Raw genomic sequence first — 12,337 nt, 5'->3', positions numbered from 1 at the left:
TGCTCCTTCCATCAGACTTGCCGGTCTTCGAGGGAACCTACGTCCGGATTCTTTTACACCGCGGCAGGGACACGACCGTGGCCGCAGCTCTGCGGAGTGTGGCCGAGTCCTTCGTCGCGGTCTCGACGGTCGGACACCCCTGACACGCTCCGGATGCTTGCCCACCTGCTCGACTCCGACTGACGGGCACTGACCCGTACTTGTCCTGCCAGGCGAATTCCGCATGCCGAGCAAAAGGCCCAGAAGGACACCACCAGCACAAACCAACCCCAGCCGTCGCCCGACGAGTTCCGGAGGAAGATGGCCCACGTCGACCGCGAGTTCGCGGATGCCCGCCGGTACCTGTCGGCGTTGTCCGCCGAAGGCAATCAGGCGCTCGGTGCGCTGATGGTGGAGATCCACCGCAGCAGACTGGCCATGAAGGTCTTGGCAGCGATGGCCGTACACGCCCTCGACTTCGCCCACCTGTCCGAGGACCGCCTCCGCGGCGATGTCCAGAAGTGGTCGACGAGGCGGCGATGGCCCAGGACACCGCCGAGACCGAGCGGGACCAGACCGAGCTCGGCGGCGAGGGATAACCTTCGGGGCCGTACCTGACCAAGAGACTGGTGTCGGTGGCCGGGGGTTGGTGCAGCACAAGCGCTGTTGCCATGGCTGCCGACCCCCTTGGGGTCCGTGCGAGTGACTGCCGCGACCGTTGACGGGGAGCGGCTGGCCCCAACACTCCCTGATTTGTCGTGTCTCGAATTAGACGAGATATGCGACTCGCGGAAGTTTGTCTCAAATTACGTGTCCAGTGGTCGGACCCGATCCGCCGATGTTCGAGGTGCGACTGCGTTGCTTGTGAAATCCTGTGAGCCCTCGAAGCCGAAGGGAACCTCGCCGCGGCCACTGCCGAGAACCATCAGCCCAGCCTCACAGTAGCCGACAGCCGCCTTGATGGGTCTGACCAGGTCGTGTGACGTCGGCCCTCCTTTCGACAAGTTGTCGAGGGGTGAAACCCGTTGGCTGGCAACGACATCAACTTGGCAGCGACTTTTGTGGGTGCCAATAATGGCAGAAACTTCCCACATCAAGCGGCAGGCCAAGGATTGATACGGCTAACCCCCGAAAGGTTATGCTCCGACATCGGCAATGTTGTCCCGATGGGGCGCGTCCCGGGCATGTCGACGAGATCGCCAGTGCCGCAGCATTTCTCGCCTCCGACATGTCGAGCTACATCACCGGGCAGACGATCCACGTCGACGGCGGAACGCAGGCCGCGGGCGGCTGGTACCAGCATCCACAGACCGGGAAACCCCAGTTTGGCCCGGGCTAGCCGAAACGCACTTACTTGAGGCAGCTGCCCGCATCGATCGGCAGTGTGACACCAGTGATGTAGCGGGATTCGTCGGACGCGAAGAACAGCACCGCATTGCTGATGTCTTCGGGCTCCACCCACGGAATCGGCAGCGTGTGGGACATCTGGAAAAACGGGGCGACGTCGTCGGGTCCGGGATTCTCCAGGTCGGGCCGGACCATCTTGTAGGCTCCCTCGTTCATCACCATCGGAGTGTTCACGTGCGTGGGGTGCACCGAGTTGACACGGATCATGTGCTGACCCAGTTCGACCGCGAACGTCCGCATGAGACCCACGACACCGTGTTTGGCGGCCACGTAATGACCGAGATGGGGAAAGATATTGGCTTTCAACCCGCTGACCGAGCTCGTCAGCACGATCGAACCCCCGCGGCCGCCCGCCAATATATGGGGCACACCGGCCTTCACTGTCTTCCACACGCCCGACAGGTTCACATCGATCATGTCCTGCCAGTCTGGTTCGCTGGTTTTATCCAGCGTGTCGCCGGCGTGGCTGATGCCGGCATTGGCCACGATGACGTCCAGCCGGCCCAGCTGCTGCACCGCGCTGTCCACTGCGGCTTTCAGGGCCTGGTAGTCACGCACGTCAATTTCGGCGGTGATAATGCGGCGGTTGTGGCCCTTGACCAGATCCGCGGTCTTGGCCAGATCCTCCGGCGTAGACGGCGGCATCAAGAAACCTGCGATCGGCCTGCAGATGTCGATGGCAATGATGTCCGCACCCTCTTGCGCCAATCGCACCGCATGCGCGCGGCCCTGACCGCGCGCCGCGCCGGTGATGAACGCGACCTTGCCTTCGACTCGCCCGGTCATAATTACCTCAATCCTCTCTTCATACAACCAGATTCATGACACGAACGCCCGGCATTGCCTCCCAGCCCGCACCGCCGAGGTCGGCGACAGGTGAGCATTGCCGAGGTCGACCTCCCACTCGAGGAACATATCCGCGAATGGGTGGAGCACTCGTCGAAAGGTTACTCACGCTGACTGACGACGTCCCCGATAGATTGGCACAGACCCGTTGCGCCGCAATGGCATGGGCCAAAGCCGAGACCCCGAACGCCAGGATCACCTCGTAACTCTTCGTCATCACCCAACACGGACTGATGTATGCCACCGGGTTGAACGAGTCGCGCCGGGCGCTGTATTACCTGGCGACGCCGCCCGCATTGCCCGATCCGTTCGTCGATCAGGTCGAAACCGTCGAACTGCATGAGGGTGCGGTGGTCGTGGTCGACAGCCGGTTCGGCCGCGACCTCGCATCCGCGCATCCGATGGACGCCGCGCTGCGCCGGATACTCGATGAGCACCTGGCGCTGCGGGTGGATCTGCCCGCGTAGCTATTTCTTCGCCACGGTGTCGCAGTCATGTGCCAGTGATCTTTCTGTTCGGCCCATGATGGCGTGCGTGGATGTCACCGTCGCTCGATACGCTCACGTCCGATGAAGCGGCCGATCAACCAGCACCCGCTGTCTGCCTCGCCACTGAACGACGCGAATCTGATGGCCGGTTTGCAGGCCGGTGACCGGGTCGACACGAAACCGACCGAACAAGGTGGTGGTGTCGAGTCGTTGTGACGCGGCCCGTACTGGCAGCGATTCAACAGTTCCGGCCTCCTTCACGCAGCGCCGCCAAACGACACCCGCGGCGAAGGCCGCAGCAGCCGGATAGGGCGGCTCAGTACCGTTCGCGTCCCGGTAACAGTGGCTGAACCACTCGCTATTGGGTCCGTCCGCGGGATCATCTGTCCCGTCGTCGAACCACTGGCATGGTCCGTAAAGTCCCTCAACGCGATCACCGATGGCGTGCTGGAGCTCATCGACTCCGGCGGCGACCAATCCAACCGCGCGCCAACGGCGTTCGCTGGCCCACTGCGCGATGGCGACGTCATCGTCGAAGGAACCGGCCGATAGCAGTACATCGCCCGCCGGGACCTGCGCCAGCACGTCTCTCGCCCGGGCTGGCCGAAAAGTGACCGACCGCCGCAGGAGACCGAGTCGCCGGGCCGCCACCGCCGCTCCTTCGGCCACCTCGCGGCCGAACCCGGTGTCGACGTGGATTATTACCACCTCCGACCCCTCGCCAAGACCTTCGGCGGCAAGGGTTTCGAGCACCGCGGCGAGATAGCGGTAAGCGGGAGACTCCACGTTGACGACACCCGGATACGCCGGCCGCGCCAGCCGGGCGGTGGCGCCACCGTGGTTCCAGATGACCCCTTTGCTGGCGGCCGCGGCCGCCAGCGCCGGCCCCGAACCGTAGGGCCCGAATACGACGTCGGGCCGGCTAGCCTCGGCAGCCCGTATCGCGGACGCCGCGGAGGGGTAAGCGTCGATCACCTCCAGACTTACTGCGGAATGCTCGGCCCAGAGAGCGAGGGCGCTCGCCCCTGCTTTCCCGAATCTGGCCAGCGGCCCCGACAGTGGGGTAACCAGGACGGCGCGAGCTGCCACGCCCACAACTTAAGCGTGTCGAACAACCGCCCACTCCTCCGGGGCAGTACCGATCGTGGCATCCCACTGCGGTTCAACACCGCTGCCGGGGGTGCTGTCGATGACCAATCCCGACACGCCTAACCCCTGGCAGATCCGTCGGCCTCGGCCACTGCACCCGCTAAGCGCGCCGGCCCCAGCCAGCATCCCGGCCTGAGCCGCAGAGCCCCGAAGGTTATCCCTCGCCGCCGAGTTCGGTCTGGTCCCGCTCGGTCTCGGCGGTGTCCTGGGCCATCGCCGACTCGTCGAGCCACCTCTGGACATCGCCGCCGAGGCGGTCCGCGGACAGGTGGGCGAAGTCGAGGGCCAGTACCGCCGTCGCTGCCAAGACATTCATGGCGCGTCCGCTGCGGTGGATCTCCATCATCAGCGCACCGAGCGCCTGATTGTCTTCGGCGCACAACGCCGACAGGTACCGGCGGGCATCAGCGAACTCGCGGTCGACGTGGGCCATCTTCCTCCGGAACTCGTCGGGCGACGGCAGGTCGTCGGGCATGTCGGTCATGGGTTTTTCTTTCGGTGGTGGACCAACCCATTTTCGGGGTTGGTTTGTGCTGGTGTAGCACTCCACCTGCGCGAGCACCAGGGGTGTCGGCGCTGCGCCAAGGTCTTCGGCGATGAGGACCCTGGTGTCCAGGATCGTCTTCCACATGAAAGGGGCCAGACGCGCCTCGATCGGCTCGTCGATGTCGGACGATATCGGCGTCGATGCTGTCGATCCGGCCGAACATGTGCGCGGACAGGAATTGCTGATGGTTGGCGAGGTGCCCGTTGAACGCTCGGCCCAACTCATTTTGTTGCTTTACCTGGGTAAACGGGGTAGACCTAAGGTACGGATCCACGGCAGACCAAGGTCGGACCGGAAGAGAAGATTCCTCCTCTCGGCTGTGGCGCCCAGCACGAGCGCTAGGCACCCACGCAAAGCAAGGCCCATCAACTGGGCACAGCGCGGTGGGCTTGCGCCAGGCAGGGAAATGTCTCCTGACGCCGAGGCCACATTTCACCGCGCATTATGCACGCTTGGTAACCAGGTGGTCGGTGCTTCGGACGGCGCTCCTTTTCGTCAGGAGCGCCGTCCGACTCGTGTGTGCCGCGCTCCCGGCGCCGGTAAGCGGTCTGTTTGCCGAAGCAAGCACACTGCACAGACTGGGTGATCGTGCCCTTGGATGGCGACCGCATCGTTGCGCACCGTCGAGTCCAGCGCGCGCCGCCCCCACCGCTCACTGCCCCACCCTCAGCACGGTCTAGCGGGCCGACCCAAAGCAAACCTCGGCGCCAGCACCGACACTGACGACCGCGTCCCAGTCGACCGCGTCGACTAAGCCGGCTGCGCGTGAATTGGGGTGACGCCCTTGCAGATGTCTCAAATCAGACGACATACGAGACGCCGTTCGAAGGCGTACTGACATCGGCGTTTCTCGATGTCGGACTGTCTCAAATGTGCGTCTCAGAAATAGATGTCGCAGATTGAGCGTTGAATTGATTGTGAGACAGGAAGATTCGCGGATTACCCATCTTTTAGACGGTTGATGTTCGCGCTGTTGGGATCGAACCCGCAGATGTCGGTCGGCGCCGATTCGACCAGGAGGAGTTCGCTTTGACCGTAAGTTCCTCGTCGATGTCGGCGCTTTGAAATTCTTGACTCGCGTGGTCCCCCACTGTCCCTAAAAAATTGGATTAGATGCTGGACAGGTCGTAAAACTTGGAGCGGATCACGCTGGCCGTTCTCCACGCCTGGGCATGCTGACACTTCTGTGCTCTTTCCCTCGCTCGCCGTCGCGTGAATTGTCGATCGCATCGCCCCCGTCGTGGGACCGTCCGGATCGGGCCGACGCAAAGGATCCGGGTAGATGCAGTTGGGTTGGGAGCAATGACGTGAACCGGTGGATGGTTCCTCGGCCTGGTGACGCGAAGCAACACTCAAACGGCAATGATCAGCCGGGAAATCGGACGACGGTGCCGGGCATCAGTTGAACGACTTGACCACGGCATTCCACTTCGATTCCGGCAGCGTCGCGTGGATCCACACTGATGATCACGCCCTTTCCGCTGACCCGCAGGTGCAGGTGCAGACCGCGGTAGTGGATCGGTAATGCCAGCACGCCAAGCGTTTCCGGCCAGTACGGGGAGAGGATGATGCGGTCAGACCGGGTCTCCAGCCCGGTGAAGCATCGTTGCATGAGGTCGACGCTGCCGACCATGGCCGCCAGGTGAATGCCTTCGGACGTCGTGCCGCCCTGGATGTCGGAGACGTCGGATTTGAGCGCATTTTGGAAGAACTCCATTGCCCGATCGCGGTTGGCCCGGGCAAGCACCCAGGTATGCACCACGCCACTGAGCGTCGACCCGTGCGAAGTGCGGGCCATGTAGTAGTCAACCATTTTCGGGACCTGGTCGGGCATGAAGCGGTAGCCGAGCCGGTCGAGTAGCTCATGCAACTCCGTTGCCGACATCAGGTAGAGCAGCATCAGCGCATCGGCCTGCTTGGAAGCCTTGTAGCGGTTCACGTCGTCGTCCTCCGCCTCGAGGATGCGGTCAAGGCGTTGGATGTTGTCGTACTGCCGGCGGTAGCGGTCCCAGTCCAGTTCCTCCAAATCGCCGTATCCCTCGAACTGGCTGATGACGCCGTCGTGGAAGGGAACGTACATCCGTCGGCTCACCTCATCCCAGTGCGCCAGTTCGGCACTGAGCAGTCCAAGTGTCTCCAGTAGGTCGAGTCGGTTCGGCAGCGGTAGCAGCTTCAGGGCGTCGAAGGCGCGCATGATCACCCAGACCGCCATCACATTGGTGTACGCGTTGTTGTCGATGCCGTCGTAAGGCGCGTCGGGGTAGCCCGAATGGAATTCATCGGGCCCGATGACGCCACGGATGCTGTAGCGATGGCGGGTTTCGTCGTATGTGGCCCTACTTACGAAGAACCGCGCGATCTCCGCCAGCATCTCGGCGCCGTAGTCGATCAGGTAGGCGAGATCCCCGGTCACTTGGTAAAACTTCCACGCGCTATAGGCGACGGCGATCCCGATGTGGTGCGCAAGAGCGCTCGAGTCGGGATTCCACCGACCGCTGCGCGGATTGAGGTGCAGCCGTTGGCTTTCCTCGCGTCCATCGCTGCCTGATTGCCACGGGAACATCGCACCGGAGTAGCCCGCCGCCTTGGCGGCGTGACGCGCCTCTGGCAGGCGCCGGTAGCGGTATCCAAGCAGCGATCGGGTGATCATCGGCAGGCGTAAGTTGAGTACCGGGAAGATGAACAGCTCGTCCCAGAAGATGTGCCCGCGATAGGCCTCACCGTGCAATCCGCGGGCCGGCACCCCGACATCGAGGTCGGAACTGTTGAGTGAAACCGTCTGCAGCAGATGCAGGAGATGCAGTCGCAGGATGCGCAGTTCGTCTGTGAAGTCTTCGAAGTCGATGGACAGGCGCTCCCACAGATGTACCCAGTCATTCAGGTGCCCGTCGCGCAACTCCGCGAACCGGCCGAGTCGGCTCAGCCACCGCTCGGCATCGACAGCGGGTTCGGACGTCGCGACATCGCGCCCGGTGAACAGGGTGACGATCTTCTCCACCGTCAACGCGTCACCGACTGACACTTCGATGGCGATATCGTGACCGATCTCGGCTGCCTCGTCGACCAGGCGATACATGGCCGGGACGGGAGTCCCGTCACGCCACACGATGTTTCGCGCCGCCATGGCAATGGGAACGCGCGATTGAGTCGTCTGAACTGTCAGCAGGACGGAGTTGCGAGAGATCTCCCGCTTTTCCACTAGCCCAAGATGATCGTTGGCCAAGTCCCGGTAGCGCTCGACCAGCGAGTTCGTGACATTGCCGTCCAGCGTCGAGCGAAACTCGATTGTCCCGGACCAATCCTCGGCGACAATCGTCGTCTGAAGGGCACCAACGTGGGGCAAGTGCATCGCGACGAATCGTTGCTGTGTCAGCGAACTGGTGCGTCCTGCATCGTCACGGAAGCGCACCTCCCTCGTCAGTACCGCGCCGCGAAGGTCGAGGTTCTGCCGGTAGGACAGCACCGTGACCCCATCGATGTCGAACCAGCTGCCGCCGTCGACCCGGAACGTCAGGGCAAGCCAGTTGGGCAGGTTCACCAAGCTCTCGTTGTCGATAGCGGTACCCGATACGTCGTCGACCAGACGGTTGTAGACCCCGGCGGCATAGGTGCCCGGGTAGTGAACCTGGCCGGCCTTCGATTCCGGCGCAGCGCCACGGGTTGCGAAGTAGCCATTTCCGACCGTGCACAACGACTCACGAAGCTTCTCGTTCTGCGGGTCATATCCCTCGAAGGTGAAATCCCAAGCCTCGGAAGCCATCTGGTGCTTGTAGGCAAGCCACCCTGACCCCCGCTGGAGGAATTGCCGCACCTGATCGGGACTCTGCAGGGTGAAACGCGCGGCCGTCCTGCGGTCGCCATCCTCGTCGTGCCGCACAACAATCCCGATGCCGTCGAACTGAACGGCGTCGAACGCGTCTTCGTCGGTGAGGTCGTCGCCGATGTATATCGGCAGTAGGGAGCCCGCAGCGTCGATGCGATCACGAATCCAGGCCAGGGTGGTCCCTTTGTCCCAGTCGATGTCAGGCCGCAGCTCGACGACCATGCGTCCGTTCGTCACACGCAAGCCGTCTCGCTGTGCGAGTGTGTGTGTGGCAGAGACGATCTCGCCGATGTACTCCGGTGCGACCTCGCGGTAGTGAACCGCGACGGCGAAGCGCTTGTGCTCCACCCGTACTCCTGGAATCTGCGCCAGGCAGTCGCGCAACTCGGCGGCCGCTTGCTCGAGGACAGGCACAAAGGCGGCGGCCGCTTCATTCTGGTGATAGGTGCCGTCCGGTCCCGTCAGCTCAAACCCGTGGCTGCCGGCGTACCAGAGCCCGGGTGTGTCAACCCGGGTGCGGATATCGGCAAGGTCGCGACCGCTCAGGACCGCCACGGGGCACACCGCCGCCACGAGTTCCAACGCCTCGGCGGCGCCGTCGACGAGCGTGGCCGCACCGGGATCGGCAACGATGGGGGACAACGTTCCGTCGTAGTCCAGGAACAACACCGACTCTCGGGCGCTGGTGATGCCGATCAACTGACCGTAGGACTCCAGCGCGTTCGGGATTTCCGAGATGCGCTTGTCACCGGTGCGAACCGCGATGTCGGCCAGCTCAGCGACCACGACGTCGGCACCGCACTGCAATAGTTCGTCGGTGTGGCCGTTCCGGTCGACACCGATGACGAGTGCGAATCCGCCGTCGCGACCTGCGGTCACACCCGCAGCGGCGTCTTCGACGACGACCGAGCGTTGCGGACGCACACCAAGTCGGCGGGTGGCCTCCAGCAGGACAGCGGAGTAGCCCTTGCCTGCAAACCCGAGCCCGGCGGCGACCATGCCGCCGATGCAGACATCGAACAGGTGATCAACCCCGGTGGTTTCCAAGATCTGCTGACAGTGACTGCTCGATGAGCAGGCCGCCGTTGCGACGCCGCCGCCCTGCAACTTTCGCGCCAGCGTCACCGCCGGTTCCAACAGCGGTGCGAACGCCGCGGCGTCACTGCAGGCTGTGTCGGTGAGCACGCGGTCGAGGTCGAAGATCACCGCGTCGTGGTACCGCGGGTCGATGGTAACCGGCAACTTCATGGCAAGGACCCTGCTCAAACCGCTGTGACGGCTCGGGGGCGATGGAACGTATTGCTGTTCATCGTGACGGCGCGAACTGTTGCTCCACCTGCAGGATCTGGCGGGTGGTCTTGATCACCGTGTCGGGATTGAGGCTCATCGACTCGATGCCGACCCGGACCAAGAACTCGGCCATGTCCGGGTAATCCGAAGGCGCCTGTCCACACAGTCCCGAGTGGATTTTGTTGCGGCGGCAGCCCTCCACTGCCAGGCGGATCATTTCCTTGACACCCTGGTCGCGTTCGTCGTAGTCGAACGCGACGATCTCGCTGTCACGATCGACGCCGAGAGTGAGCTGAGTCAGGTCGTTGGAGCCTATGGAGAAGCCGTCGAAGCGCTTGGCGAATTCGTCGATCAGGATCACGTTGTTCGGGATCTCGCACATCGCGTACACCTTCAGACCGTTCTCGCCGCGCCGCAGACCGAGGTCGGCCATCGTCTGCAGGACGAGGTCTGCTTCGGCGATCCGGCGCACGAACGGAAGCATGAGAATGACGTTCGTCAGGCCCATCTGTTCGCGCACGCGCCTCATCGCGCGGCACTCTAGCGCGAAGCCCTCGGCGTAGGCGGGATGCGCGTAGCGCGAGGCGCCTCGGAAACCGAGCATCGGGTTGCTTTCGGCCGGCTCGAAGGCTGCTCCACCGATCAGGCTGGCGTACTCGTTGGTCTTGAAGTCCGACATCCGCACCACGACGGGCTTGGGCCAGAAGGCGGCGGCGATGGTGCCGATCCCTTCGGAAAGGCGTTCCACGAAGTAGGCGCTGCCGTCGGGATAGGCCTGCGTCAGCCGATCGATCGTCCGGCGCGCCTCAGGGTCGTCGACCTTCTCGGGGTGCAGCAGGGCAAGCGGGTGGACCCGGATGTACTCGCCGATGATGAACTCCATCCGAGCGAGTCCCACGCCGTCGTTCGGCAGAAACGAAGTCTTGAATGCGAGGTCGGGGTTCCCGAGGTTGATCATGATCTGGGTGCGCGGCCGCGCCAGATTCGCCACCTCGGTGCGGTCCACATGGAAACCCACTTCGCCCCGGTATACCCGGCCTGTGTCGCCCTCGGCGCACGACACCGTCACCACTTCGCCATCGGGCACGCAGGTGGTCGCGTCGCCGGTGCCGACTACGGCGGGGATGCCGAGTTCGCGGGCGATGATCGACGCGTGGCAGGTGCGACCGCCGCGGTTGGTGACGATTGCCGCGGCGGTCTTCATGACCGGCTCCCAGTCGGGCGTGGTGGTGTCGGCGACCAGTACTTCGCCGGGCTTGAACTCGGACAGGTGCTTGGGGTTCTCGATCCTTCTCGCCACGCCCGAGGCGATCATCTCGCCGACTGAGCGGCCCTCGGCGAGTATCTCGGCTCGGCCTTCGAGCACATAGGTTTCCAGCGCCGTTGCGCTGTGCTGGGAGGCCACCGTCTCGGGGCGGGCCTGGACGATGTAGAGCTTTCCGTCCAGACCGTCCTTGGCCCACTCCATGTCCATCGGCCGCCCGTAGTGCGCCTCGATGGTGCACGCGTAGCCGGCCAGCTCCAGGACGTCTTCGTCGGTGAGGCAGAACCGAGCACGGTCGGCCTTGGGTGTGGGGATGTTTCGCGTCGTGTTCTTTGTCTCGCCTTCGACGAGGATCATCTTCACCGCCTTGTCGCCGATGAGGCGGCGCAACACGGCGCGGTGGCCGGCCAGATAGGTCGGCTTGTGGACGTAGAACTCGTCCGGGTCGACGGCGCCCTGAACCACATTCTCGCCCAGGCCGTAAGCGCCCGTCACGAACACGGCGTCGCGAAAGCCCGACTCGGTGTCGATGGAGAACATCACCCCCGACGAAGAGATATCGGAGCGCACCATTTTCATCACGCCGATCGACAGAGAGACCTTGAAATGGTCGAAGCCCTGGTCGATCCGGTAATGAATGGCGCGATCGGTGAACAGGCTGGCGAAACAGCGGCGGCACGTGTCGAGCAGACTCTCTTCACCCTTGATGTTGAGATACGAATCCTGTTGGCCGGCGAAGCTCGCCGTCGGCAGGTCCTCGGCGGTCGCCGAGCTCCGCACAGCGAGACTTACTTCCTCGCCGTACTCCTCCTGAAGCTTGCGGTAGGCATCCAGAATTTCGGTGGCCAGATCGTCGGGCAGCCCGGCGCCGTAGACGATTTCACGAGCGCGCTTGGCTTTACGCGCCAGCGCGGTGACGTCGGCGGGGTCGAGCTCGTCGAGCTCGGCATGCAGACGGTCCCACGCGCCGGCCTCGTCCAACATGTGGCGATAGGCCTGGGCGGTGATGGCGAATCCGTGCGGGATGCGGACGCCCTGACTGGACAGCTTCTGGAACATCTCGCCTAGCGACGCGTTCTTTCCGCCGACGAGCGGCACGTCATCGATGCCGAACTCCTCAAAAAAGCGGACGTACCCGGATGTACTCATGATTTGTCCTTTCGTAGCGGGTCGAGCAGTCGGCAGCCCGACTCGCACGTCACGCAGCGTCGAACTTGCCCGGTGTCGTTGCCCGACACCCTGTCCTCGAAGCGATTCCCGCGCCGCCAGCTCATCTGGGCCCCAATTCCGTGTCGGGTCGCGGCCGTAGTTACCGTCGCGCGCACGCCGGCCTAGGGAGCATAAATTCCACGTCCGGACGGTCCCGCGTTCCGGTAGACGCGTGTACTGGGGGAAGCAGCGCCACAAATGCCAACCTCTCACAGGGCCACGCACGGAGCCAGGGCCGAAGGTCACCCGGATGGGTTACATCCCGACGGGAGGTGGCGTCAGCAACGGCGGATGCATGGTCACCAGCCCACCGCGGCAGCAGGATCGCCCAATCC

The 12,337-nt window shown here is 63.7% G+C and carries 7 protein-coding genes and 1 pseudogene; 3 read left to right on the top strand and 5 right to left on the bottom strand.

Annotated features, from left to right (window positions below):
- Positions 1 to 300 precede the first annotated feature (300 nt).
- Together AWC17_RS10565 and AWC17_RS10560 are read left to right on the top strand one after the other, a co-directional pair.
- Positions 301 to 597, top strand: a complete 297-nt coding sequence (locus AWC17_RS10565; protein WP_231588343.1) for a hypothetical protein — start codon at positions 301 to 303, stop codon at positions 595 to 597.
- A gap of 556 nt (positions 598 to 1,153) precedes the next feature.
- Positions 1,154 to 1,318: pseudogene (locus AWC17_RS10560) on the top strand (SDR family oxidoreductase); the annotation flags it as partial.
- A gap of 11 nt (positions 1,319 to 1,329) precedes the next feature.
- On the opposite strand, the gene AWC17_RS10555 reads toward AWC17_RS10560, so the two are convergent.
- Entirely contained in the window at positions 1,330 to 2,172 is an 843-nt protein-coding gene (locus AWC17_RS10555) for a mycofactocin-coupled SDR family oxidoreductase (RefSeq protein WP_046182081.1), read from the bottom strand.
- Positions 2,173 to 2,480: 308 nt separating this feature from the next.
- Here AWC17_RS10555 and AWC17_RS34000 point away from each other — a divergent pair, with 308 nt between their 5' ends.
- Positions 2,481 to 2,699 carry a hypothetical protein gene (locus AWC17_RS34000; RefSeq protein WP_341865664.1) on the top strand — a complete coding sequence of 73 codons (219 nt, stop codon included), beginning with the start codon at positions 2,481 to 2,483 and terminating at the stop codon, positions 2,697 to 2,699.
- 93 nt (positions 2,700 to 2,792) lie between these two features.
- Here AWC17_RS34000 and AWC17_RS10545 read toward each other — a convergent pair whose 3' ends face one another.
- From AWC17_RS10545 to ppsA, 4 genes are all read right to left on the bottom strand, one after another.
- Positions 2,793 to 3,809, bottom strand: a complete 1,017-nt coding sequence (locus tag AWC17_RS10545) for an ABC transporter substrate-binding protein (protein ID WP_197083341.1) — start codon at positions 3,807 to 3,809, stop codon at positions 2,793 to 2,795.
- A 214-nt stretch (positions 3,810 to 4,023) separates the two neighbouring features.
- Complete coding sequence (locus tag AWC17_RS33995) at positions 4,024 to 4,353, bottom strand: hypothetical protein (protein ID WP_046182107.1); 330 nt, start codon at positions 4,351 to 4,353, stop codon at positions 4,024 to 4,026.
- Positions 4,354 to 5,782: 1,429 nt separating this feature from the next.
- Positions 5,783 to 9,487, bottom strand: coding sequence for a trehalose-phosphatase (gene otsB, locus AWC17_RS10535; protein WP_046182082.1), 3,705 nt, complete (start codon positions 9,485 to 9,487; stop codon positions 5,783 to 5,785).
- Between the two features lie 58 nt (positions 9,488 to 9,545).
- Positions 9,546 to 11,942, bottom strand: a complete 2,397-nt coding sequence (gene ppsA / locus AWC17_RS10530) for a phosphoenolpyruvate synthase (RefSeq protein WP_046182083.1) — start codon at positions 11,940 to 11,942, stop codon at positions 9,546 to 9,548.
- Positions 11,943 to 12,337 lie beyond the last annotated feature (395 nt).

Source organism: Mycobacterium nebraskense (assembly GCF_002102255.1).
GTDB classification, from domain to species: Bacteria; Actinomycetota; Actinomycetes; order Mycobacteriales; family Mycobacteriaceae; genus Mycobacterium; species Mycobacterium nebraskense.
This window is presented reverse-complemented; position numbering and strand designations above follow the sequence as displayed.